23 protein-coding genes, 1 other RNA gene and 1 riboswitch are annotated in these 21,886 nt (G+C 65.4%); of the genes, 9 read left to right on the top strand and 15 right to left on the bottom strand.

All coding sequences use genetic code 11. The features are described 5' to 3' along the window. Position 1: 1 nt before the first annotated feature. From cobT to NG900_RS16620, 5 genes are read right to left on the bottom strand one after another with little or no spacing between them, the layout of a single operon-like run. Positions 2–1,048, bottom strand: a complete 1,047-nt coding sequence (cobT, locus tag NG900_RS16600) for a nicotinate-nucleotide--dimethylbenzimidazole phosphoribosyltransferase (RefSeq protein WP_252682460.1) — start codon at positions 1,046–1,048, stop codon at positions 2–4. Continuing rightward, positions 1,048–1,692 carry a cob(I)yrinic acid a,c-diamide adenosyltransferase gene (cobO, locus tag NG900_RS16605; protein ID WP_420804162.1) on the bottom strand — a complete coding sequence of 215 codons (645 nt, stop codon included), beginning with the start codon at positions 1,690–1,692 and terminating at the stop codon, positions 1,048–1,050. The genes cobT and cobO overlap by 1 nt, the downstream gene beginning before the upstream one ends. Then, positions 1,670–2,509, bottom strand: a complete 840-nt coding sequence (locus NG900_RS16610; RefSeq protein WP_252682464.1) for an ABC transporter ATP-binding protein — start codon at positions 2,507–2,509, stop codon at positions 1,670–1,672. The genes cobO and NG900_RS16610 overlap by 23 nt, the downstream gene beginning before the upstream one ends. Continuing rightward, complete coding sequence (locus NG900_RS16615) at positions 2,506–3,525, bottom strand: FecCD family ABC transporter permease (RefSeq protein WP_252682466.1); 1,020 nt, start codon at positions 3,523–3,525, stop codon at positions 2,506–2,508. The genes NG900_RS16610 and NG900_RS16615 overlap by 4 nt, the downstream gene beginning before the upstream one ends. Then, positions 3,522–5,399 (bottom strand): TonB-dependent receptor domain-containing protein, encoded by a 1,878-nt coding sequence (locus tag NG900_RS16620; RefSeq protein WP_252682469.1) that lies wholly within the window; start codon positions 5,397–5,399, stop codon positions 3,522–3,524. The genes NG900_RS16615 and NG900_RS16620 overlap by 4 nt, the downstream gene beginning before the upstream one ends. A gap of 257 nt (positions 5,400–5,656) precedes the next feature. Further along, positions 5,657–5,908: riboswitch (cobalamin riboswitch) on the bottom strand. A 174-nt stretch (positions 5,909–6,082) separates the two neighbouring features. Between NG900_RS16620 and NG900_RS16625 the strand changes: the two genes are divergently transcribed. The 5 genes from NG900_RS16625 to NG900_RS16645 all read left to right on the top strand — a co-directional run bounded on the left by NG900_RS16625 (position 6,083) and on the right by NG900_RS16645 (position 8,562). Beyond that, positions 6,083–6,403 (top strand): hypothetical protein, encoded by a 321-nt coding sequence (locus NG900_RS16625; protein WP_252682471.1) that lies wholly within the window; start codon positions 6,083–6,085, stop codon positions 6,401–6,403. 2 nt (positions 6,404–6,405) lie between these two features. After that, on the top strand, positions 6,406–6,723 hold the full coding sequence (locus NG900_RS16630; RefSeq protein WP_252682473.1) for a cell division protein ZapA: 318 nt from the start codon (positions 6,406–6,408) through the stop codon (positions 6,721–6,723). A gap of 213 nt (positions 6,724–6,936) precedes the next feature. Beyond that, a non-coding RNA gene (gene ssrS / locus NG900_RS16635) (6S RNA) lies at positions 6,937–7,156 on the top strand. Between the two features lie 139 nt (positions 7,157–7,295). After that, positions 7,296–7,766: an EVE domain-containing protein gene (locus NG900_RS16640; RefSeq protein ID WP_252682474.1), complete on the top strand. Its 471-nt coding sequence runs from the start codon at positions 7,296–7,298 to the stop codon at positions 7,764–7,766. 94 nt (positions 7,767–7,860) lie between these two features. Next, the gene (locus tag NG900_RS16645) at positions 7,861–8,562 is read left to right on the top strand and encodes an SIMPL domain-containing protein (RefSeq protein WP_252682475.1); all 702 of its coding nucleotides are present in this window, start codon (positions 7,861–7,863) and stop codon (positions 8,560–8,562) included. A gap of 64 nt (positions 8,563–8,626) precedes the next feature. Here NG900_RS16645 and lgt read toward each other — a convergent pair whose 3' ends face one another. Next, complete coding sequence (gene lgt, locus NG900_RS16650; protein WP_252682476.1) at positions 8,627–9,529, bottom strand: prolipoprotein diacylglyceryl transferase; 903 nt, start codon at positions 9,527–9,529, stop codon at positions 8,627–8,629. Positions 9,530–9,907: 378 nt separating this feature from the next. Here lgt and ilvD point away from each other — a divergent pair, with 378 nt between their 5' ends. Further along, positions 9,908–11,581 (top strand): dihydroxy-acid dehydratase, encoded by a 1,674-nt coding sequence (ilvD, locus tag NG900_RS16655; protein ID WP_252682477.1) that lies wholly within the window; start codon positions 9,908–9,910, stop codon positions 11,579–11,581. A gap of 59 nt (positions 11,582–11,640) precedes the next feature. Here the strand turns inward: ilvD and NG900_RS16660 are convergent, their stop codons facing one another. The 3 genes from NG900_RS16660 to NG900_RS16670 are packed head-to-tail and all read right to left on the bottom strand — an operon-like array spanning position 11,641 to position 14,038. Next, the gene (locus tag NG900_RS16660; protein ID WP_252682478.1) at positions 11,641–12,054 is read right to left on the bottom strand and encodes a DUF2486 domain-containing protein; all 414 of its coding nucleotides are present in this window, start codon (positions 12,052–12,054) and stop codon (positions 11,641–11,643) included. Next, on the bottom strand, positions 12,051–12,479 hold the full coding sequence (locus NG900_RS16665; RefSeq protein WP_252682479.1) for a DNA polymerase III subunit chi: 429 nt from the start codon (positions 12,477–12,479) through the stop codon (positions 12,051–12,053). The genes NG900_RS16660 and NG900_RS16665 overlap by 4 nt, the downstream gene beginning before the upstream one ends. 50 nt (positions 12,480–12,529) lie before the next feature. Then, on the bottom strand, positions 12,530–14,038 hold the full coding sequence (locus NG900_RS16670) for a leucyl aminopeptidase (protein ID WP_252682480.1): 1,509 nt from the start codon (positions 14,036–14,038) through the stop codon (positions 12,530–12,532). Between the two features lie 113 nt (positions 14,039–14,151). Here NG900_RS16670 and lptF point away from each other — a divergent pair, with 113 nt between their 5' ends. Genes lptF through NG900_RS16685 form a run of 3 tightly spaced genes read left to right on the top strand, consistent with a single transcriptional unit; the run spans position 14,152 to position 16,846 of the window. Further along, entirely contained in the window at positions 14,152–15,282 is a 1,131-nt protein-coding gene (lptF, locus tag NG900_RS16675) for an LPS export ABC transporter permease LptF (RefSeq protein WP_252682481.1), read from the top strand. Beyond that, positions 15,282–16,475, top strand: a complete 1,194-nt coding sequence (gene lptG, locus NG900_RS16680; RefSeq protein WP_252682833.1) for an LPS export ABC transporter permease LptG — start codon at positions 15,282–15,284, stop codon at positions 16,473–16,475. Before lptF ends, lptG begins: the two co-directional genes overlap by 1 nt. Then, positions 16,475–16,846: a sirohydrochlorin chelatase gene (locus tag NG900_RS16685; protein WP_252682482.1), complete on the top strand. Its 372-nt coding sequence runs from the start codon at positions 16,475–16,477 to the stop codon at positions 16,844–16,846. The genes lptG and NG900_RS16685 overlap by 1 nt, the downstream gene beginning before the upstream one ends. A 13-nt stretch (positions 16,847–16,859) precedes the next feature. On the opposite strand, the gene NG900_RS16690 is transcribed toward NG900_RS16685, so the two are convergent. The 6 genes from NG900_RS16690 to NG900_RS16715 all read right to left on the bottom strand — a co-directional run bounded on the left by NG900_RS16690 (position 16,860) and on the right by NG900_RS16715 (position 21,877). Further along, the gene (locus NG900_RS16690) at positions 16,860–17,261 is read right to left on the bottom strand and encodes a 5-carboxymethyl-2-hydroxymuconate Delta-isomerase (RefSeq protein ID WP_252682483.1); all 402 of its coding nucleotides are present in this window, start codon (positions 17,259–17,261) and stop codon (positions 16,860–16,862) included. Between the two features lie 134 nt (positions 17,262–17,395). Beyond that, a complete protein-coding gene (gene cobA / locus NG900_RS16695) occupies positions 17,396–18,202 on the bottom strand; it encodes a uroporphyrinogen-III C-methyltransferase (protein WP_252682484.1) in 807 nt (268 codons plus the stop codon). Positions 18,203–18,258: 56 nt separating this feature from the next. Then, complete coding sequence (locus tag NG900_RS16700; protein WP_252682485.1) at positions 18,259–19,566, bottom strand: sulfate adenylyltransferase subunit 1; 1,308 nt, start codon at positions 19,564–19,566, stop codon at positions 18,259–18,261. 1 nt (position 19,567) lies between these two features. Further along, a complete protein-coding gene (cysD, locus tag NG900_RS16705) occupies positions 19,568–20,518 on the bottom strand; it encodes a sulfate adenylyltransferase subunit CysD (RefSeq protein ID WP_252682486.1) in 951 nt (316 codons plus the stop codon). Between the two features lie 10 nt (positions 20,519–20,528). Then, entirely contained in the window at positions 20,529–21,332 is an 804-nt protein-coding gene (locus NG900_RS16710) for a phosphoadenylyl-sulfate reductase (protein ID WP_252682487.1), read from the bottom strand. Beyond that, positions 21,329–21,877, bottom strand: coding sequence for a DUF934 domain-containing protein (locus NG900_RS16715; protein WP_252682488.1), 549 nt, complete (start codon positions 21,875–21,877; stop codon positions 21,329–21,331). Before NG900_RS16715 ends, NG900_RS16710 begins: the two co-directional genes overlap by 4 nt. Positions 21,878–21,886 lie beyond the last annotated feature (9 nt).

The following is a 21,886-nucleotide window of genomic DNA, read 5'->3' on the forward strand; positions in this document are numbered from 1 at the left end:
GCTACGCGCGCTCGCTCACGCCTGCGCTGGCGAAGGTCGCCATCTCGCGGAGGAATGCCACCGCCGACACGAGCAGCGGATACGCGAGCACTGCCCCGCTGCCCTCGCCCAGGCGCAGCGACAGCGACAGCAGCGGCCGCGCATCGAGCACCTCCAGCAGCGCACGGTGCCCGCGTTCGTCCGATACATGCGCGAACACGCAATAGCGGAGCACATCGGGCACCACGCGCGCCGCCGCCAGCACAGCCGCCGTGGCGATGAACCCGTCGACGAGGACGATCATGCGGCGCTGCGCCGCCTCGATCACCGCGCCGGTCATGGCCGCCACCTCGAAGCCGCCGAAGCAGGCCAGCACGTCCAGCGGGTCGCGTACGTCGGCGTGCTTTGCCATGACCGCTTCCAGCACGGTGCGCTTGTGCGCCACGCCCGCATCGTCCAGCCCCGTGCCGCGCCCCACGCATTGCGCCACCGGCACGTCGCACAGCCGCGCCATCAGGCAGGCGGCGGACGCCGTGTTGGCGATGCCCATTTCGCCCAGCGCGATCACGTTGGTACCGAGTGCCGCGTGGTGTGCCACGCGCTGCGCGCCGAGTGCCATGGCGCGGTCGCGCTCTTCGGCGGTCATGGCGGGCTGCTCCGCAAAGTTGCGCGTGCCGGGGCCGACAGGCGCGTCGATCAGGCCGGGTGTGTCCGCCGCCCACAGCGGTGCGGCCACGCCCGCGTTCACCACTTCCAGCGCGAACCCATGCTGGCGGCAGAACACGTTGACGGCTGCGCCGCCGGCGATGAAGTTGAGCACCATCTGCGCGGTCACCGCCTGCGGATAGGCGCTCACGCCCGCATGGGCGATGCCATGGTCTGCGGCAAACACCACCATCGCCGGACGTGTCAGCGCGGGGGTCTCGGTGTTCTGGATCAGGCCGATCTGCACGGCCAGCGATTCAAGCCGGCCCAGCGCGCCGAGCGGCTTGGTCTTGCTGTCCACAGCGGCCTGCAAACGCGCACGCAGCGCTTCATCAAACGGCGGAATATGCATCGATGGGTTCATTACAGTTCAACTCCCGGCTGCGCCTGGATGCCTTGGGAAAATGCGTGCTTGACGAGCGTCATGTCGGTCACGGTATCGGCGGCGTCGATCAGCTCGGGCGGTGCGCCGCGCCCGGTAATGACGACGTGCTGCGCGGCTGGGCGGGCACGCAGGTCGGCCAGCACCGTCTGCACGTCAAGGTAATGGTATTTGAGCGCGATGTTCAGTTCGTCCAGCAGCACCAGGCCGATGGACGGATCGCTCAGCAGCTCGCGCGCGCAGGCCCATGCGGCCTGTGCCTTTTCGATGTCGCGCGTGCGGTCCTGCGTCTCCCACGTGTAGCCCTCGCCCATCACGTGGAAGCGGCACTGCTCGGGAAAACGGCGCAGGAAACGCTCCTCGCCCGTCGCGCCGTTGGGCAATGCGGCGCCCTTGATGAACTGCACCACGCCGACCTGCATGTCGTGGCCCATCGCGCGGATCACCATGCCAAAGCCCGAGCTGGACTTGCCCTTGCCATTGCCGGTGTTGACCAGCAGCACGCCGCGCACGTCGGTGGCGGCGGCGATCTTGGCATCCACCACGGCCTTCTTGCGCTGCATGCGCGCGCGGTGGCGCTCGTTCAGGCCATCGTTGTTGTCTTCAGAAATCGTCATCGGGGTCATCAGGAATCAAAGCCGTGCGGCGGCCGTCGGCCACCTCGGCAATCGGGGTGCGCAGCACGCGCGCGCAGTGCTCAGGCGTGAGCACATCGGCAGCCGGGCCGGAGATGGTGTGACCCGCGCCGTCCATCAACAGCGCATGCGTGGCAAAGCGGCGTGCGAGATTCAGATCATGCACGGTCAGCACGACCAGCCAGCCGTGTGTGCGGCAGCCCTCGCGCAGCAGGCGCAGCACGGCCATCTGCTGATGCAGGTCGAGATGCGCGACGGGCTCGTCGAGCAGCAGCACACGCGCTTCCTGCGCCACCACAGCGGCCATGGCCACGCGCTGGCGTTCACCGCCGGAAAGCGTGCGCACATCACGCTGCACGAGTGGCTGCAATTGCAGCGCAGACACGGCGGCATCCACAGCGCGAGCATCGGCATCGCCCTCCCACTCCCAGCGGGCGAGGTGCGGGTGGCGGCCGGTCATCACCGCGTCGTAGACGGTGATCGGGAAGGTGTCGTGCAAGGTCTGCGGCAGGAATGCGCGGCGGCGCGCCATCGCCACAGCCGGCCAGTCGGCCAGCGGCACACCGTCGAGCGTGACGCGGCCACCCTCCGGCGCGCGCAGCCCTGCCAGCACCGAGAGCCACGTCGATTTGCCCGCGCCATTCGGGCCGACCACGCACCAGAGCTGGCCGGCTGCGGCCGTCATCGACAGGCGCTCGATCAACACGCGCCCATCCACCGCCACACGCAGATCGTGCAGCGCGAGTTCGGGCGCTGCATCCAGGTGTGCAAATGCGTCCGGCGCGAGCGCACGGCGGAACCAGCTCATCGCGCGCTCCGCATCAGCAGATAGAGAAAGGTCGGCACGCCGAGCATGGTCGTGATCACACCCACCGGCAACTGCGTCGGGGCGATCAGCGTGCGGGCGATCAGATCGGCCAGCATCAGCAGGCATCCGCCCGCCATCGCCGTGGCGGGCAGGTGGATGCGCACGTCGCGCGTCCACGCCAGGCGCACCATGTGCGGCACCAGCAGGCCGACAAACGCAACGGAGCCCGCGATCGTCACCGCCACCGCCGTGCACAGCGAGGCCACCACGTAGATCAGCGCCCGCACGCGCGCCACCGGCACGCCGAGCGCACGGGCACGGGTTTCACCGGTCAGCAGCACGTTGAGGTCCCGGGCATGCGGGAGTACCACGGCTACCGCCACCACGAGTGCAACCAGCGCACCTGCGTAACGATCGGCACCGCCCAGGTCGCCGACCATCCAGAAGATCATGCCGCGCAGCTTGTTCTCTGGCGCGACGGTCAGGATGAGCGTGATCAGGCCGACCCAGCCGGAAGCCATCACCACGCCGCCGAGCAGCAGGCGCGCATTGGCCTCGCCCGGTTCACCACGCCAAAGGTGCTGGCGCGCCAGTGCAGCCACCAGCGCCATCGACAGCAGCGCACCGGCGCCGGCACTCGTCTGCACGGCCCACCACGGCAGCGAGAACAGCATCGCCGTGAGCGCCGCCACCGCGCCGCCGCCGGACACCCCCAGCACATACGGATCGGCCAGCGGATTGCGCAACAGCATCTGCATCAGCGCGCCGGCAAAGGCCAGCAGGCCGCCCGCGGCAAACGCAGCGCCCGCACGCGGCAGGCGCAACTCGGTGACGATGCCTGCAGCCAGACCATCGCCACCGCTATTGCCGAAAAAGAGGGCCCGCCAGACTTCGGCGGGCGACAGCTTCACACTACCGAACATCAACGACGCCACCAGCACCACCACGCACGCGAGCGCCAGCAGCAACCACAGTCGCCAGGCGTATCTACGTGCGGGCAGTGCAGGCGTTGTCATCGCTTCGGTTCGTGCTGCTGCCACGACAGCGTGAAGAACACCCCACGCGATGCCGTGTTGTAGCTATACACAGTTTGGTAGTTCTTGTTCGTCACGTTCTCGACGCGGGCCGACAGCGCCCAGTCAGGCGTGATCTGGTAGCGGCCAACCAGGTTCAGCAGGCCGTAGCCGCCGAGCGTCCTGATGGAGTCCTGGCGATCACCCGCGGCATTCCACTCCACGCCCGCCGAGAACGGCCCAAAGGTCTTGTATGCCGACACGCTGCCGAAGTGCCGCGCGCGGCGCGACAGCAGCTGGTTGGCAGACAGGTCCTGCGGGTTCTGCATGGTAAAGCTGGCACGCAGATCCACGCCATAGATCGAACCGCGATACGAGGTCTCGACGCCGTTCACGCGCGCGCGGTTGACGTTCGCTGCCGAGCAGTTGAACGATGCATCGCACACCGCCGTGATCAGGTTGCTGTAGTCGGTCTCGAACACCGTCATGCGCACCAGGCCGATCGCGCCGCTGTATTCCACGCCGCCCTCCACCGAGCGCGCCTTTTCAGGTTGCAGGTTCGGGTTGCCGAAAAAGGGGTAGTAGAGCTCGTTGAAGCTCGGCGCGCGGAACGCGTTGCTCACGCTCGCCACCGCCTTCCACTGCGGGTTGAATGCGAAGCCGTAACCGGCGTAGTAGCTGTTGGCCCCACCAAAGTCCGAATAGCGATCGCGGCGCAGGTTCAACTGCAATTGATGCGGGCCGAATTTGCCTTCGTAGCCGATGTAGCCCGAATCGACGTTGCGCGTGGGCGCGTCGTAGGCATCGCTGTCGATGGTGGTTTGCGAATGCTCCAGGCCGACCTTCAGCAATTGATCGGGCATGAACACCCAATCGTTCTGCCAGCTCGCCTGCTGGTTGCGCGTGTTGAAACGACCGTTCTGCGCGCCGTTCAGGAAGTTCAGGTTCTTGTCGTCCCCTTGCGAGAGCGTCACGCGCGTCTTCCAGTCCTGCGTCACCTTGCCGTCCACATACGCCGACATCGACCGCACCTGGTTATGCGCGATGTTGATGTCGGTTGGGCTGCCGAAACCGCTGTCGTAACTGACATCGCCCCAGGTCTGGAAGTACGTCAGCCCTGCCTGCCAATCCGCGGAAAAGCGATGCGACAACTGCGCCGACACGCTCTTGTTCGTGTAGGGGTTGTCGTTCGGGTTGGCATTCTTGGCCTGCTGCGGATTGATCGACGAGAACCCAGTGGTCTTCAGCTCCGACACCGACACCGCGAACGACGTATCGCCTCGCTCGCCCAGCGAGCCACTGATACCCGCCTGCCCGCGCTTGGTGTTGCGTGCGCCGTACTCAATTTCTGCGTTAGCCAAGGGGGCATGCCCCTTGCCGCTGCGCGTGAAGATCTGCACCACGCCACCCACCGCGTCGGAACCGTACAGCGCCGAGACGTTGCCGCGCACGATCTCGATATGGTCGATCTGATCGGCCATCAGTTGATCGATCTGCGTGGAGCCCAGCGTGGCGGAACTCACCCGCACGCCATCAATCAGAACCAGCGTCTGGCTGGAACTGGCACCACGCATGAAAAGGCTGGCGCTCGTGCCGGGGCCGCCGTTCTGCGTGATCTCGATGCCGGCCTCGCGGCGCAGCAGCGTCACCGCATCCGGCGCCTGCGAGCGCTCGATGTCGGCGCGGCTGATCACCGTGGTGTGCGGCAAGGTATCCGACAGAGGCTGCTCGCTGCGCGAGGCAGTCACCACCGTCGGATTCAGTTCACTCACCGGCGTGCTGGCCGTCTGCGTATTGCTTTGTGCCCAGGCCGGCGCGACTGCACCCGCCATAACCCCCGCAAAAACTCCCAATCCGGCGCTGGCAAGCGCGCGCATGGCCGTCCGGGGCATCCGGAGTGGCCGCTTTGTAGTCAAGCTCATGTTTTGAAAAGACAAGAAGCGTCAGCCGGACCCGTTCCCCCGCGGGTCGCTGGCAGCAGGATCTCGATGCGGTTCCCTCACATCGGCTCAGAGCCGGCTCACGATCCGTAGCGAGCAGTCCGAAGTTGGCCCGAGAAACGCAGCCGCACATGGGTACGGCGAGTATCACAGGGCCAAGATCGGACCGCGCAGCAGGATCGTGGACCGGTTCTCGGAGATCCACCGTCCTGGCCGGTATCCGGGCTGGCGAAGCGGCGTGTCCGCCTTCCCATTCCCGAAGGAACAGTGGCTGGTTGGACACACCGCGCGGCGCCCTCCTCTTCTTGCGAGAGATGGCGGGCACACGCGACGTTCGCTTACCGTTGCGGGGGCAGCGCAGGTTGGCGCATCGCTTGGGGCGGGCGCTCCCTGCTTCCCGTTTAACTGCAGATGGTGCTGCGGGCACCAGGACGCCGCGAAGTTTAACGGAAAAGCACACCAAACCCCATCTGCCCGTGCTACCAGGCCAAAATGCACGGGCCGGCACCGTTGTGCCCTTACCGCCCCGCATGGCGCCTCACCTTGCGCATCCGTATGGAGGAAAGGCGTTGCGCGCATGATCGGCTAAAATCCCCCCACTCGATTCTGATTGACACCCAATGCTGAACGAACTCGAACAACTTGCCGGCAAGATCACGCGCGTGCTGCGTCACGCCGACGCACTTGCCGCCGAGAACCAGCGCCTGCGCGCCGAAGTCGAGCGCCTTCAGGCAGACGCCGAGACCGCCAAGACCGAACGCGACGCGATGATCGCCGACCGCAGCGTGCTCAACGCCAAGATCGAAGAAGCGCAGCTGCGCATCCAATCGATTCTCGACAAGCTGCCCACGGCCACCGACGCCCGCCAGCTTGACCTCCTCGGCCAGGCCGCAGGCACCGACGACACGACGGCCGCCCCCGCCCCGCACTCGGAGACTTAAGCATGAGCAGTAAGCAGATTGAAGTGAACATCGCCGGGCAGGCCTACAAGTTTGCCGTCTCGCCCGACAACGAAGCCGCGCTGCGTGAAGCCGCCGCCATGGTCGACGGCCAGATGACGCGCATCAAGAACGGCTCGAACACCAAGGGCATCGAGCGTGTTGCCGTGATGGCCGCGATCAGCATCGCGTCGGATCTGCTCTCGATGCAGCGCCAGGCCGCCTCCGATTCCGCCCTGCCGATCGACACGATTCGCGCCAAACTGGCCGACCTGAACGCCCGCACCGACGAGGCACTTCGCCAGTACGGCGAAGTTATTTGACTCCAGACAAAACGTGTTTGTAACCGGATCGCATCCGGGCTTGGGTTCGGATGCGAACGGGTGTATAGTGTCACCCAATGGCTTCCGGCATCTCCCGCAAACCCTTGCAGCATAAGGCTTTAGCAACTAGAGGTGCGTCAGTTCGGTTGCCTGCGATGAATCTCTCAGACGCATCGCCATGCAGTGAAAAACAGCGTGGTGATGCGTCTGACAGTTTCCCTGCCTGGTTCGCCATGGCCATTAATTCCTTGAACCGATAAGCATTGCTTGGTGCGGGATATGCCGTGTGGGCGAGCGCGTCTTCCAGTGCACAGCGTGCGACGCAAGTCGTACGCTCCCTGCGCCGGTGATGTACCCGAAATGCGGCTTCCGCAGCCACTCTGAACCTCACTTGGGTTCAGGATGCGGGTCTAGCGGCCGAGGTGGGGACCCAACAAAAGGCGGTAGTGCACGTGTGCGCTACCGCCTTTTTCTTTGCGTATTTCCCTTGCCGGCGCGTGGTGCACTGCCAATGGCAAGGCCATGGCCGTGTTGCTATGCTGCGCACACCGTCACTTCCGCACGTGCACACCATGGCCGCCCAATATTGGTTGATGAAGTCCGAGCCCGACGAGGCCAGCATCGACACGCTGCAGACCGAAGGCACCCTGCCCTGGACCGGCGTGCGCAATTACCAGGCGCGCAATTTCATGCGAGACCGCATGCGCATCGGCGACGGCGTGCTGTTCTACCACTCGTCCTGCCCGCAACCTGGTATCGCGGGCCTGGCCGAGGTCTGCTCAACCAGCTACCCCGATCCCACCCAGTTCGACGCCAAAAGCCACTATCACGACCCGGCATCGAAGCCGGATGCGCCGCGCTGGATGCTCGTCGACGTGAAGTACGTGCGCAAATGCGCGCTGATCGACCTGCCCACGTTGCGCGCGCAAGAGCCGCTGGCCGACATGACCGTGCTGCAGCGGGGCAATCGACTGTCGATTACACCGGTCACGCCGGCGCAGTGGCGCTACATCACGACCAAATTGATGCGCGATCCTGAGTGAATAGCCTGCAACGGATGGGAATTGTTACAAACGTGATGAACGATGCGCGCAGTCGCCAGTCAGACGCATCACATTGCTTTTTTGGGAGAACACAATGAAATCTGTCCTGGCCGCAACCATTTTGGGGACTGCAATGATGACCACTGCCTTCGCACAAGCCGCGCCCGAGACGAATCATTCTGGCGTGCTCTCGCTGGATGCACAGGCTGTGGCCGACGTGCCCACCGACACCGTCACCCTGACGCTGAGCGCGGAGCAGGAAGGCGCGGACCCTGGCGCGATCTCCACGGCGCTGTCGCGCAAGGCCGATGACGTGATCAACCAGGCCAAGCGCACCGCAGGGGTGCAGGCGGAAACAGGCGGCTTCAACATCTATCCGAACACAGACCGCAACGGCAAGATCAGCGTCTGGCGTGGCCGCGCCGAGGTGCGCCTCACGTCGAAGGATTTTGCGGCGGCGTCCAAGCTGGCCGGTCAGCTCGCCAACCAGATGCAGGTGCAGAACGTGAACTTCACGCTCTCGCGCGAGGCACGCACGGCGGCTGAGGCAAAGCTGATCGACCAGGCCGTGAATGCGTTCCGCGACAAGGCATCGGCGACCACCAAGCTGTTCGGCTATACGAGCTACACCATCCGCGACGTGCATGTGAGCGAGGGCAGCAACAACCCCGGCCCGCGCCCGATGATGCGCATGGCGGCAGCGCCGGCGTCGTACGACTCAGCGCCGGTGCCGATCGAAGGCGGCAAGGCGCAGGTGACGGTGACCGTTTCCGGTGCCGTGCAGATGCTGAAATAACCAGGTCATCGCCCATGAAAAAAGCCACCGCATGCGGTGGCTTTTTCTTTGCACGGATGCAAGTTCAGGCGTGTGCCTGGGTTTTCGCACCGTTGCCTGCGCGCCGATAAGACCAGACCAGCATGGCGATGCCGATCAGGATCATCGGCAGCGACAGCCATTGCCCCATCGACAGGTTCGCAGCCAGCAGGCCGAGGAAGTTGTCCGGCTCACGCGCAAATTCGGCGAGGAAGCGGAACACACCGTAGCCGAGCAGGAACGCGCCAGAAACCGCGCCCATCGGTCGCGGCTTGCGCGCGTACAGCCACAGCAGGATGAAGAACAGCACACCCTCACCCGCGAACTGGTAGAGCTGCGACGGGTGGCGCGGCAGCATGTGGTACTGGTCAAACACGGCTTGCACGCCGCTGGTCACGGCCTGTTGCGCGTGCGAGAGCAGCCACTCGCGGTCTTCGGCCTGTGCCTGCGGGAACATCATCGCCCACGGCAGATCGGGAGACGACACACGCCCCCACAGTTCCCCGTTGATGAAGTTGCCCAGGCGCCCCGCGGCGAGCCCGCACGGCACCATGGGCGCGATGAAATCCGTCACCTGCATCCACGAGCGACCGCGCATGCGGGCGTACAGCATCATCGCCACGACTACGCCGAGGAAACCGCCGTGGAAGGCCATGCCACCCTCCCACACCTTGAAGATGTCGAGCGGGTGGGCGAAGTACCAGTCGGGCTTGTAGAACAGCACGTAGCCGAGGCGCCCGCCCAGGATCACGCCCAGCACGCCGTAGAACAGCATGTCGTCGAGGTCACGGCCGCTCCAGCCCTCGGCGGCGATGTGCGGCTGGCGCGTGCGCAGCCGGCCGAACCACAGGAACATGATGAACGCCGCCAGATACATCAGGCCGTACCAGCGGATGGCGAGCGGCCCCAGATGCAGGGCGACGGGGTCGAATTGCGGATGGATGAGCATGAATCCTGGGGTTCAGGGTTAACTGTGTTCGTGCAGCCCGGCGACGGAATCGGCACAACGCGCTCGAAATAGACCTCACGAGCCCGGCGCAGGTTGCATTGCGAGGCGTGGCAATCTCGGTTTCACCGGACGGCCTAGTCTGCTGCGCGGCATGATAGCCGGTAATGATGTCATGTGGCGTTGCTGCAGACGGGCACGGCAGCGCCGATTTTGTTCGTCAAAAGCGCCTCAATCCGCACACCTACGGCTGTTTCCTGCAATTGAAACCGCATGGGAGGCCGCGTTTCGCGCATTTGACGCCCCTTGTGCCCAAGCGCATGCTGCGTGGATAGCCGCGTCCACAGCGGCAATGACGCCCCCCGCCCCACGGAGACCCTCATGCCGGACAACAAGCGTTCCCAGCACATCACGCAAGGTGTGGCGCGCTCGCCCAACCGCTCGATGTACTACGCGCTGGGCTACACGAAAGACGACTTCAACAATCCGATGATCGGCGTGGCCAACGGCCATTCGACCATCACGCCGTGCAACTCGGGCCTGCAGAAGCTGGCCGATGCCGCTGTGGCTGCGGTGAAGGATGCCAAGGCGAATCCGCAGATCTTCGGCACGCCGACGATCTCCGACGGCATGTCGATGGGCACCGAGGGCATGAAGTTCTCGCTGATCTCGCGCGAGGTCATTGCCGATTGCATCGAAACCTGCGTCAACGGCCAGTGGATGGACGGCGTGATCGTCATCGGCGGCTGCGACAAGAACATGCCCGGCGGCATGATCGCCCTGGCGCGCACCAACGTGCCGGGCATCTACGTGTACGGCGGCACCATCAAGCCGGGCCACTGGAAGGGCAAGGACCTGACCATCGTGTCGTCGTTCGAGGCCGTGGGCGAATTCACCGCCGGCCGCATGAGCGAGGAGGACTTCGAAGGCGTGGAACGCAACGCTTGCCCCACCTCGGGTTCGTGCGGCGGTATGTACACCGCCAACACGATGAGCTCGTCGTTCGAAGCGCTGGGCATGTCGCTGCTGTATTCGTCGACGATGGCCAACCCCGACCAGGAGAAGGTCGACAGTGCGGCCAAATCTGCCCGCGTGCTGGTTGAGGCCGTGCGGCGCGACCTCAAGCCGCGCGACATCATCACGCGCAAGTCCATCGAAAACGCCGTGGCCGTCATCATGGCCACCGGCGGCTCGACCAATGCGGTGCTGCATTACCTGGCCATCGCCCACGCGGCCGAGGTGGAATGGACCATCGACGATTTCGAGCGCGTGCGCCAGCGCGTGCCCGTGATCTGCAACCTCAAGCCGTCGGGCCAGTACGTGGCCACCGACCTGCACGCGGCCGGCGGCATCCCGCAGGTGATGAAGCTGCTGCTCAATGCCGGCTTACTGCATGGGGACTGCATCACCATCACCGGCAGGACGCTCGCCGAAGAACTGGCCAGCGTGCCCGACCAGCCGCGTGCCGATCAAAACGTGATCCTGCCGCTCGACAAGGCGCTCTACAAGGAAGGCCACCTCGCCATCCTGAAGGGCAACCTGGCCCCAGAAGGTGCCGTGGCGAAGATCACCGGACTGAAGAACCCGGTCATCACCGGCCCCGCCCGTGTATTCGACGACGAGCAGAGCGCGATGAGCGCCATCCTGAGCGACCAGATCCAGGCCGGCGACATTCTCGTGCTGCGCTATCTGGGGCCCAAGGGCGGCCCGGGCATGCCGGAGATGCTGGCGCCGACGTCGGCCATCATCGGCAAGGGCTTGGGCGAATCGGTGGGCTTCATTACCGATGGCCGTTTCTCGGGCGGCACGTGGGGCATGGTGGTCGGGCACGTCGCGCCGGAAGCGTATGTGGGCGGGACGATCGGTCTGGTGCAGGAAGGTGATTCAATCACCATCGACGCGCACGAGCGCCTGCTGCAACTGAACGTGCCGGACGATGAACTCGCCCGCCGCCGCGCCGCATGGAAGCAGCCGGCACCGCGCTATACCCGTGGCGTGCTGGCGAAGTTTGCCAAGCTGGCGGCGCCGGCCAGCAAAGGTGCCGTAACGGACTGATTCCAAGCGCAGCCGGCGAAACAAAAAAACCGCCTTCCGGCGGGTTTTCTCTTGGGCGATCAGCGTTGTGGCGGCTTGTGCTGATCAACCAACGCATCCTCCAGCGCGGCGCCCAGCCATTCGATCAGGCGGGCTTCCAGCGTGCGCGTGAGATCGGCCGCCAACTGCTCGGTCAGCATGGAAAGACGGGACTCCAGCGCCGAGCGGCATTGCGCCTCGATCATCGCCGGCCATTCGGTCTGGAAGCGCCACATCACGTGGCCCATCACGCGCGCCGCATCGGTACCGGGCGGCGGCATGGGCGAGGTCGGCGCCAGGCCTTGCTCGCGCAGCGCGGGCGGCACATGGGCCTCGGCTGGCACAGGGGTCTCAACGGGCTCCGGCGCCTGCGCGGCGTCATCCAGCTCGACGATCTCCGTCAGGACCGGGATGTTGTTGTCCGGGTGGGAGCCGGGATAGCGTCCGTCGCTCATGCGCGCCCCACGTCGTGGTGTTGGATCGGATAGCCGCGATCGCGATAGAAGCGAAAGCGGTCACGCGCGGCGGCGCGATCGGCATCATCATCGCCGACGATCTCGATGAGCCGCTCGAAGCGCGCAAACAGCGGCGGCGGCTCGGGCGACAGGTTGACCAGGATGTCGTGATGCGGTGCGTCGTCCAGCGGCTCGGCGGCATCGGCGAGCAGGATCGGCGTCTGCGCGGCCAGCGGGTGCCGCAGGCCGCAGTGCGGCAGAAAATCGAGCGCGCTGAACGTCCACAGTTGCGTGTCGAACGCTTGCAGCGCCGCCTGATCCCCTACCACGATCACCTTCTGGCCCGCGCCATACGCCTTGCGCACGAGCCGGCAGGCATAGGCCAGCTTGCCGGGCACGTTGCTGTGGAAATCGACGCGGGTCATAGGTTTGAGGGTTTTAGAGACCGTTGCAAAATGAAGTGAAGCGGTCTTTTTCAGGCGCGGTCCATCAGGAAGCGCGTCAGCAGCGGCACCGGACGGCCCGTGGCGCCCTTGGCCGCGCCGCTCTTCCAGGCAGTGCCGGCGATGTCGAGGTGGGCCCAGTCGTACTTCTCGGTAAAGCGCGCCAGGAAGCAGGCCGCCGTCACGCTGCCGGCCGGGCGGCCGCCGATGTTGCCCATGTCGGCAAAGTTCGACTTGAGCTGCTCCTGGTATTCCTCGTCCAACGGCATGCGCCAGGCGGTGTCGAGCGATTGCTTGCCGGCCGCGATCAGCGAATCTGCCAACGCATCGCTGCGGGCGTACATGCCGGTGTTGATATGGCCCAGCGCGATGATGCAGGCGCCCGTGAGCGTGGCCACGTCGATCACCACCGCCGGCTTGAAACGCTCCACATAGGTGAGTGCATCGCACAGGATCAGGCGACCTTCGGCGTCGGTGTTCAGGATCTCGATGGTCTGACCCGACATGCTGGTGACGACGTCGCCCGGCTTGGTTGCGATGCCGCTGGGCATGTTCTCGCAGGTCGGCACCACGGCGATGACGTTCTGCTTGAGGCCCATCTCGGCCACCGCACGCAGCGTGCCCAGCACCGAGGCCGCGCCGCACATGTCGTACTTCATCTCGTCCATGCCCTCGCCCGGCTTGAGCGAGATGCCGCCCGTATCAAACGTGATACCCTTGCCCACGAGCACGACCGGTGCCTGCTTGGCCGGGCCGCCTTCGTAGCGCAGCACGATGAACTGCGGCGGCTCTTCGCTGCCCTTGGTCACGGCCAGGAAGGCGCCCATCTTCAGGGCTTCGATCTGTTTGCGGCCGAGCACTTCGACCTTGAGCTTGAATTCCTTGGCGATCTGGCGCGCGGTGTTGGCCAAGTACGTCGGCGTGCAGATGTTGGACGGCAGGTTGCCCAGGTCACGCGTCAGGTCCATGCCGTTGGCGATGGCGGTGCCGCGCGCGGCGGCCACGCTGGCGGCCTTGGCGTCGGCAGCGGGCACGACCAGCGCGACCTTGCGCAGCGTGGTGCCGTTCTTGTCACCCTTGCTCTTGAGCGACGGATGGCGCTCGATGAAGCGGTAGCTGGTTTCGCGGATGAGCGTGACGGCGGTCAGCACGGCCCAGGCGGTGTCCTTGTCACGGGCGGTGTGCTCAGTGAGCGTCCACGTCACGTTGGCGGCCTTGGTGCCGGCCAGCGCGCGCAGTGCGGTGCGCACGGCTTCGGCGTAGGCACGGTCGGTGAAGTCGGCTTCCTTGCCCAGACCGACCAGCAACACGCGGGCAGCGCCCACGCCGGCTACTTCGTGCAGCAGCAGCGACGTGCCCCGCTTGCCTTCAAAGTCGCCCAGCTTGACCAGGCGGCCGACCAGGCCCTTGGTGGCCACGTCCAGCGCCTTGGCGGCGCCGGCCAGGGTCTGCGACTCGAACAGACCGATCACGAGGCAATCGCTCTTGGCGGCCAGGGCGCCCGCTTTGGCCCAGTCCAGGGCTTTTGTGCTAAATTCCATCGCGCTTCTCTCTATGAGGCGAGTCAACGAAAGCCCACATTATCCGCGATTTTGCGCGCGGGCTCCGGTGGAACTCACATCGGCCAAGACCTCGCCCCCCATCCCGCATCCGCATGATTTTCGAACAAGCCCTGCGACGCGAGCTGTCCTTTACCGCCGGCGCCGTCTTCCTCGTGCTGCTGACGTTCATGCTGACCACCCTGGTGATCCGCATTCTCGGCATGGCTGCCAACGGCGAGGCCAACCCGAACGACGTCCTGCTCCTCATCGGCCTGGCCACGCTGGGCTACCTGGCGATTCTGCTGTGCGCCACGCTGTTCATCTCGGTGCTGCTGGTGCTCACGCGCTGGTACAAGGATTCCGAGATGGTGGTGTGGTTCACGTCGGGCATCAGCCTGACTGACTTCATCCGCCCGGTGTTGCGCTTCTCGCTGCCGTTCATCGTGCTGGTGGCGCTGCTGGCGCTGTTCGGCTGGCCCTGGGCCAACCAGCAGAGCGCGCTGTTCCGTGACCGCTTCGAGCAGCGCGACGTGCTGTCGATGATCTCCGCCGGCCGCTTCATCGAGCCCGCGCACGGCAACTACGTGCTCTTCATCGAGGGCGTGGACTCCGGTATGAAACACGCCCGCAACCTGTTCGTCGCCAATGCCGAGCAGGACAAGATCGGCGTGGCCATGGCCAAGACCGGCGAGTTCAAGACCATGCCCAACGGCGACCGCTTCATCGTGCTCGACAAGGGCCGCCGCTATGAAGGTACGCCCGGCAAGCTCGACTACCGCATCGTCGAATTCGACAAGTACGGCGTGAAGGTCGCCAACAAGCCGCCACAGACCGACGCCAATCTGCCGACCAAGAGCCGCTCCACCAAGGACCTCATCGCCAATCCGACGCCTGAGAACCTGGGCGAACTGGTGTGGCGCATCGGCCTGCCGCTGCTGGCGCTCAACTTCGTGCTGATCGCCATTCCGCTGGCGTACGTCAACCCTCGCCTGGGCCGCTATACGCCGATGATCTTTGCGGTGCTGATCTACCTGACGTATTCCAACCTGCTGAACTTGTCGCAGGCGTGGGTGTCGCAGGGCAAGATGAACGTCTTCATGGCCTGGTGGCCGATCCACCTGGCGGCCTTCATCTGCGCGGTGCTGCTATTCCGCTTCCGCCACTACAGCGCGGCCGGCCTCAAGGGCATCTTCGCCCTGCTCGGCTTTGCACCGAAATCGGCATCCAACAAGGCGGGCGCATGATGAAGATGCCCGTCTACGAGAAGTACTTCGCGCGCCAGATCTACGGCGTGTTCGTCTTCATCCTGTTTGCGGTGCTGGCGCTCTTTATCTTCTTCGACATGCTGGGCGAGCTGGGCTCGGTCATGGGGCGCTACACCACGCTCATCGCGTTCTTCCACGTGATGTTGCAGGCGCCGACGCGCGTGTATGAAGTCATTCCGGTGGCGGCGCTCATTAGCGCCATCTATGTGTTCTCGCAGATGGCGAGCCAGTCGGAATTCACCATCTTTCGCGTGGCGGGGCTCGATACGAAGCGCGCGCTGCTATCGCTGTTCAAGATTGCGCTGCCGCTGGCGCTGGTGACGTACATCTTCGGCGAATTCATCGGGCCGAAAGCGGAAGAATACGCACAGAAAGTTCGGCTGGAAGCGTTGGGCGCGACGGTTTCTGCCGGCTTCCGATCGGGCGTGTGGGTCAAGGACCGCGGCCCGGCCAAGGCGGACGGCACGGGCGGTGAAGTCACCCGCTTCGTCAACGTGGGCAGCCTGCAGCCGGATCAGTCCATCAAGGGCCTGCGCATCTATGAATTCGATCCGGATTACCGCCTGAGCTCGATTCGCGTGGCGGAACAGGCGCGCTACCAGGGCCATCAGAATTGGCAGCTGAATAACGTGACCGAGACGCGCTTCGTTGAATTCGTGCGCAAGCCCGGTACCGTTGCCCCGCAAGACACTGTGCAGGCCGTGCCCGGTGCGCCCGATGCGCTGGCGCCGGACTTCCGCGGTGAGCAGATCAAGCTGCCGCAGCAGGAGATGCGCTCCGAACTTACGCCGCAAATTCTGTCAGTGCTGATGGTGACGCCTGACCGCATGGCCACGCTGGACCTGTTCCAGTACATTCGCCATCTGCGCGACAACAAGCAGGACACGCAGCGCTACGAGATCGCCCTGTGGAAGAAGGTGGTCTACCCGTTCACGGTGCTGGTGATGATGGCGCTGGCCCTGCCCTTTGCCTATCTGCACGCACGTGCCGGCGCCGTGGGCCTGAAGGTGTTCGGGGGCATCATGCTGGGCCTGTCGTTCCAGCTGGTGAACAACCTGTTCTCGCACGTGGGCCTGCTGAACACGTGGCCGGCCATCTTCACGGCCATCGTGCCGGGCGCGTTGTACTTGGCATTGGCGCTGGTGAGCCTGCGCTGGGTGGAGCGCCACTGATGGCCACGCGCGCGCTCGTCCTGTTTGCCCACGGCGCGCGCGATGCCCGCTGGCGCGAGCCGTTCGACCGCCTGCGCGAGCGCCTTGCCGCGCAGCAACCCGACGTCGATACGCGCCTCGCCTTTCTTGAACTGATGACGCCCAGTCTGCCGGGCACCATCGCTGACCTGGCCGCGAACGGCACGCAAAGCATCACCATCGTGCCGGTGTTCTTCGGCCAGGGCGGCCACTTGCGGCGCGATCTGCCCGCGCTGGTTGCGCAGTGTGCCCAGGCCCATCCCGCGCTCTCCATCCGCTGCGCCGATGCCGTTGGCGAAGACGACGCTGTCCTCGACGCCATCGCCGGCTACTGCGTCCGTCAGCTCGGCTGAGCCGAGGTTCTCGTTACTGCGGTTCCGCCACGTGCGCAAAACGCGCGTGCACGTTGTTCTCGACGTGAAAGCCGTGCGCGTTGAACTCCTCCAGCTCCAGCGTCAGGCCCAGATAGCGGCGTGCAAACACATCCGACAGATGCGCGCGCATGGCGGTAAACATCTCCGCGCAGATCGGCCCTGTCACGGCTTTGGGCCGACCCGCCTTGATACGGAAGGCGACGTGGATAAAGGCGTCGTCTGCAGCGCCGTCGGCCATGCGGTATTGGTCGAGGCGCAGCGCGCGCGTGCGGATGCCACCGATGGGAAATACGTCCGCATGGACGATCAGCACATCGTTGAGCACGCGCATGAGCTCAGGAATGCGCGCATCGGCTTCGACGTTGGCGGTGTACTCGATGATGACGTGCGGCATGGCACAGATTTCCCCCCCGGGAATGGAATACGTAATACCTCACAGCATCTCATGCCCGGCAGCGTCGGTGCTGCAACGGGCAGTTTTGCGTGCTTGAACAGGGGCGGGAGAAGCGCTGACGTTCCGAGCGCGGCTCAGGCGGCCAGGATAGGTGGCTCGCTGACGAGGACTTCCGGTGCGGATGCGGTGGCTCGCGCGGCAAACGCATCGCCGATCATCAGCAGGCTCGGGTGATCCGGGTTGATCCACGCCGCGGCGGCACCATCGGCCATCTGCTGCAGCGTGAAGCGCGCCGAGCGCTGCTCGGGCGTGGTGGCGGCCTCGACCACCCAGGCGGGCGTCGACGGTGCGCGGCCACGGGCGATCAGGTCAGCCGCGATGGAGGCAGCCTGATCGCGGCCCATGTAGTAGACGAGCGAGTCAGCCTGCGCAGCAGGCTCGGGCGTCACGCCTTCGGGTTGCGGCGTATCGGGGTCGGCGGCCTTGGCTTGCGTGACGAAGGCGACACTGCGCGCCACACCACGCTTCGTGAGGGGTTGGCGAATGGCGGATGCGGCGGCCAGCGCCGCGGTGACGCCCGGCACGATTTCGTAGTCGATGCCGGCCTGCTCCAGCGCCTGCAGCTCCTCGTCGGCGCGACCAAACAGCATCGGATCGCCGCCCTTGAGGCGTACCACGCGCTCATACTTCGTCGCCAAATCGACGAGCTGCCGGTTGATGAAGCGCTGCGCGGTCGACCGCTTGCCGCAGCGCTTGCCGACGGCAATCAGCACGGCCTGCGGGCAATACTGAAAGACCTCGGGCGAGACCAGCGCGTCGTGCAGCACGACCTCGGCTTCGCCCAACAACCGTGCACCGCGCACCGTGATGAGGTCTGCGGCACCGGGGCCCGCGCCAATCAGGCTCACGCGGCCAAACGTCTTGTGGGTCTTCGCTTCCATTTGCAGCTTCCTTTGCCTTTTCCCTGCGGGGCGCAGCTTACTGCGCCCCATCTACTTTAGGAAAATGCACGGATCATGCCAGCCGCCACCGTATGGTGCGTCGCTTCGTCCACCAGGATGAACGCGCCAGTGGCGGGGTTGTCGCCATAGGCGTCGCACACGATCGGCTTCTGCAGGCTGATGTTGACCGTGCCGATGTCGTTCAGCGCGATCTGCTTGCGGCCGGTGCCGTGCGACAGCGTGTGCACGTCCAGCACGCGCTCGACTTCCGACACGCGCGCGAACACGGTGGCCGTGGTGTGCTTCAGCACGTACTTGCGGGCCGGGTTCAGCTCGTGTTCGTCGAACCAGCAGAGATCCGCGTGCAGCTTCTTGGCGGCGTTTGCAGCCGTCGTCGGGGCAGCGACGATGGTGTCGCCGCGCGAGATGTCCACGTCGTCCGCCAGGCGCACGGTGATGGTCTCGCCAGGGCCGGCAGAGTCAGCAGCACCGTTGGGCGTCAGCACCTCAGCCACGGTGGTCTCGCGGTTGGCGGGCAGCACGCGCACGGCCTGGCCGACGCGCACGGTGCCGGCCTCCACGCGGCCCATGTAGCCACGGAAGTCGTCCGCCTGCGAGCCATCCTGGCGTGCCACGAACTGCACCGGGAAGCGCAGCGCGTCGTCGCCCGCCGGAGCGGTGTCTTCCACCTTCAGGTCTTCGAGCAGCGGCAGCAGCGGCTCGCCCTGGTACCACGGCATGGCTTCGGACGCATGCACGATGTTGTCGCCGCGCAGGGCCGACACCGGCACGTAGCGCACATCCTTCAGGCCCAGTTGCGCGGCCAGTGCGTCGTAAGCGGTGCGGATCTCGTTGAAGCGCGCTTCGCTGTAGTCGACGAGGTCCATCTTGTTGACGGCCACGATCACATGCTGCAGCTCCAGCAGCTTGACGATGGCCGAATGGCGCTTGGTCTGGGCCAGCAACTCGGCCTTGCCGTCGACGGTCGTCACGCGCGTCACGTCGATCAGGATGATGGCGGCGTGCGCGGTCGAGGCGCCCGTCACCATGTTGCGCGTGTATTGCTCGTGGCCCGGCGTGTCGGCAATGATGAACTTGCGGCGCGCGGTCGAGAAATAGCGGTACGCCACGTCGATCGTGATGCCCTGCTCGCGCTCGGCTTCGAGGCCGTCGGTCAGCAGCGAGAAGTCGATCTGCTCGCCGGCGGTACGCTTGTTCTTGGCGTTGGCCAGCGCTTGCAGCTGGTCGGTCAGCACGGCCTTGCTGTCGTACAGCAGACGGCCGATCAGCGTGCTCTTGCCGTCGTCGACAGAACCAGCGGTGATGAAGCGCAGCAGGCCTTGGTGCGATGCTTGGTTGCTCATATCAGAAATACCCTTCCTTCTTGCGCTTTTCCATCGAGGCTTCGCTCGTCTGGTCGTCCATGCGCGTGGCACCGCGTTCGGTGATCTCGGTGATGGCCGTCTCGGCGATGATCTCGGCCGGCGTGGCAGCCGTGCTTGCCACCGGGCACGTGCAGCTGATGTCGCCCACCGTGCGGAAGCGCACCGACAGGACTTCGCTCACATCGCCGTCGGCCTTGGGCGTGATCGGCGTGACCGGCACCAGCAGGCCGTTCTTGCGCACCACTTCACGTTGATGCGCGTAGTAGATCGGCGGCAGGGCGAGGTTCTCGCGAGCGATGTACTGCCACACGTCGAGTTCCGTCCAGTTGGAGATCGGGAACACGCGCATCTGTTCGCCTTGCGCCATGCGGGCGTTGTACAGACTCCAGAGTTCCGGGCGCTGGGCCTTCGGATCCCACTGGCCGAATTCGTCGCGGAACGAGAAGATGCGCTCCTTGGCGCGGGCCTTCTCTTCGTCGCGGCGGGCGCCGCCCATCAGGGCATCGAAGCCATTGGCCTCAATGGTTTCCAGCAGCGTGACGGCCTGTGCGGCGTTGCGCGAATCGGTTTCCTTGCGCAGACGAACCGTGCCGCGCTTGATGGAATCTTCCACATGGCCCACCACCAGGCGCGCACCCAGCTTGGCGACCTGCTCGTCGCGGAACTGGATCACTTCCGGGTAGTTGTGGCCCGTGTCGATGTGCACCAGCGGGAACGGCAGTTCGATCTTGCGATCGCCCAGCCGGAACGCCTTGAGTGCCAGGTGCAGCATGACGATCGAATCCTTGCCGCCCGAGAACAGCAGCGCCGGGTTGCGGCACTCGGCCACCACCTCGCGGATGATGTAGATCGACTCGGCTTCCAGCCAGTCGAGGTGCTCGTTCTGCACGGCCGTCAGTGCCGTGCCGGGGATTTCGCTCATGACTCCCATGTTCCTTTCCTTAGCTCTTTTGCGACACGTTGGTCGCATGCAGACCGCATTCCTTGCTGTCGCGCGATTCCCACCACCAGCGGCCGGCGCGCACATCTTCACCAGCGCGCACCGCACGCGTGCAGGGCTCACAGCCAATGCTCGGGTAGCCCTTGTCGTGCAGCGCGTTGGTGGGCACGTTGTGCTGCTCGAGGTAGGCCCAGACTTCAGCCTCGGACCAGTCGAACAGCGGGTTGTACTTGGCGATGCCGCGGGCATCGTCGTCTTCGGCAAACGGCAGGTCGGCACGGGTGACGGCCTGCTCGCGGCGCTGGCCGGTGAGCCATGCGTCGGCGTCTTTGAGTGCGCGATTCAGCGGCACCACCTTGCGGATGTTGCAGCAGGCCTTGCGCAGCTCGATGCTGTCGTAGAAAGCGTTAAGACCGTTGTCACGCACGTAGGCTTCGACTGCGCGGGCGTCCGGTGCGTATTGCTCGATCGCATAACCGTAGTGCTCGCGGATGCGGTCGAGCATCGCCAGCGTCTCAGCGTGCAGGCGGCCGGTCTGCAGCGTGAAGATCGGCAAGTGCGCGCGCACGGCCTCGGGGCTGCGCAGGATCGCATCCGTCACGACCATGTCTTCGGCGGCCAGGCTGGTGGCGAACTTCGCCACGCCGTGCTTGGCGGCAATCTCGGCCAGGCGCTCGAACAACGCGGCTTCCTTGGCGGCCAGGGCCTCAGCCGTACCGGTATAGACGGGGCGCGTCCACAGCGCCGGGCGCCCGATTGCGGACACCGGCACTTCGGACACGGCAGCCTCTTGGAACTCGCTCATGCTGCGCTCGCCTCGGTAGCACGCTCGCGGCGGAACAGCGGACGCGGCTCATCAACGGCACCCTGGTAGCGCACACTGATCTCGCCGAAGCCGTTCAGGGCATCGTCGATGCTCTTGTCGGCGCGCACGGCGTAAGCGTCGAAACCGCAACGGCGCATGAAGTCGAGCTGGTCGCGCAGCACGTCGCCGATGGCGCGCAGTTCGCGCGTGAAGCCCAGGCGCTGGCGTAGCAGGAATGCCGTGCTGTAGCCGCGACCGTCGCGGAAGACCGGGAAATCCACCGCCACCAGAGGCAGGTTCGGCAGGTCGGCTTCCAACGCAAACGGCTCGTCGTCCGGGGCCAGCCACACGGCCAGCGTGCCGGCGCGGGCACGCGTCAGCAGCGCGTCGCGATTGGCTTGCCAGAAGGCCAGCGGCACGATGGCGTGCGCGGCGGCATCCACATCGGCTTGCGCCAGTTCACCACCTTCGGGCGCGCGCAGTACCGTCCACTCGTCGGCCACGATTTGCGGGGCACCGTTTTGCAGCTTGATGATCTTGCTCATGTTCGTTTC

The organism is Ralstonia soli (genome assembly GCF_023955655.1).
Taxonomy (GTDB): domain Bacteria; phylum Pseudomonadota; class Gammaproteobacteria; order Burkholderiales; family Burkholderiaceae; genus Ralstonia; species Ralstonia soli.

What these genes read in the sequence shown, in the direction of transcription:
- cysD (WP_252682486.1), bottom strand. Translation starts at nt 20,518, where the DNA reads ATGGGAGTCATGAGCGAAATCCCCGGCACGGCACTGACGGCCGTGCAG.
- lptF (WP_252682481.1), top strand. Translation starts at nt 14,152, where the DNA reads ATGATTTTCGAACAAGCCCTGCGACGCGAGCTGTCCTTTACCGCCGGC.
- NG900_RS16715 (WP_252682488.1), bottom strand. Translation starts at nt 21,877, where the DNA reads ATGAGCAAGATCATCAAGCTGCAAAACGGTGCCCCGCAAATCGTGGCC.
- ilvD (WP_252682477.1), top strand. Translation starts at nt 9,908, where the DNA reads ATGCCGGACAACAAGCGTTCCCAGCACATCACGCAAGGTGTGGCGCGC.
- NG900_RS16665 (WP_252682479.1), bottom strand. Translation starts at nt 12,479, where the DNA reads ATGACCCGCGTCGATTTCCACAGCAACGTGCCCGGCAAGCTGGCCTAT.
- NG900_RS16630 (WP_252682473.1), top strand. Translation starts at nt 6,406, where the DNA reads ATGAGCAGTAAGCAGATTGAAGTGAACATCGCCGGGCAGGCCTACAAG.
- lptG (WP_252682833.1), top strand. Translation starts at nt 15,282, where the DNA reads ATGAAGATGCCCGTCTACGAGAAGTACTTCGCGCGCCAGATCTACGGC.
- lgt (WP_252682476.1), bottom strand. Translation starts at nt 9,529, where the DNA reads ATGCTCATCCATCCGCAATTCGACCCCGTCGCCCTGCATCTGGGGCCG.
- NG900_RS16615 (WP_252682466.1), bottom strand. Translation starts at nt 3,525, where the DNA reads ATGACAACGCCTGCACTGCCCGCACGTAGATACGCCTGGCGACTGTGG.
- cobT (WP_252682460.1), bottom strand. Translation starts at nt 1,048, where the DNA reads ATGAACCCATCGATGCATATTCCGCCGTTTGATGAAGCGCTGCGTGCG.
- cobO (WP_420804162.1), bottom strand. Translation starts at nt 1,692, where the DNA reads ATGACCCCGATGACGATTTCTGAAGACAACAACGATGGCCTGAACGAG.
- cobA (WP_252682484.1), bottom strand. Translation starts at nt 18,202, where the DNA reads ATGGAAGCGAAGACCCACAAGACGTTTGGCCGCGTGAGCCTGATTGGC.
- NG900_RS16670 (WP_252682480.1), bottom strand. Translation starts at nt 14,038, where the DNA reads ATGGAATTTAGCACAAAAGCCCTGGACTGGGCCAAAGCGGGCGCCCTG.
- NG900_RS16710 (WP_252682487.1), bottom strand. Translation starts at nt 21,332, where the DNA reads ATGAGCGAGTTCCAAGAGGCTGCCGTGTCCGAAGTGCCGGTGTCCGCA.
- NG900_RS16620 (WP_252682469.1), bottom strand. Translation starts at nt 5,399, where the DNA reads ATGCGCGCGCTTGCCAGCGCCGGATTGGGAGTTTTTGCGGGGGTTATG.
- NG900_RS16610 (WP_252682464.1), bottom strand. Translation starts at nt 2,509, where the DNA reads ATGAGCTGGTTCCGCCGTGCGCTCGCGCCGGACGCATTTGCACACCTG.
- NG900_RS16685 (WP_252682482.1), top strand. Translation starts at nt 16,475, where the DNA reads ATGGCCACGCGCGCGCTCGTCCTGTTTGCCCACGGCGCGCGCGATGCC.
- NG900_RS16700 (WP_252682485.1), bottom strand. Translation starts at nt 19,566, where the DNA reads ATGAGCAACCAAGCATCGCACCAAGGCCTGCTGCGCTTCATCACCGCT.
- NG900_RS16660 (WP_252682478.1), bottom strand. Translation starts at nt 12,054, where the DNA reads ATGAGCGACGGACGCTATCCCGGCTCCCACCCGGACAACAACATCCCG.
- NG900_RS16645 (WP_252682475.1), top strand. Translation starts at nt 7,861, where the DNA reads ATGAAATCTGTCCTGGCCGCAACCATTTTGGGGACTGCAATGATGACC.
- NG900_RS16690 (WP_252682483.1), bottom strand. Translation starts at nt 17,261, where the DNA reads ATGCCGCACGTCATCATCGAGTACACCGCCAACGTCGAAGCCGATGCG.
- NG900_RS16640 (WP_252682474.1), top strand. Translation starts at nt 7,296, where the DNA reads ATGGCCGCCCAATATTGGTTGATGAAGTCCGAGCCCGACGAGGCCAGC.
- NG900_RS16625 (WP_252682471.1), top strand. Translation starts at nt 6,083, where the DNA reads ATGCTGAACGAACTCGAACAACTTGCCGGCAAGATCACGCGCGTGCTG.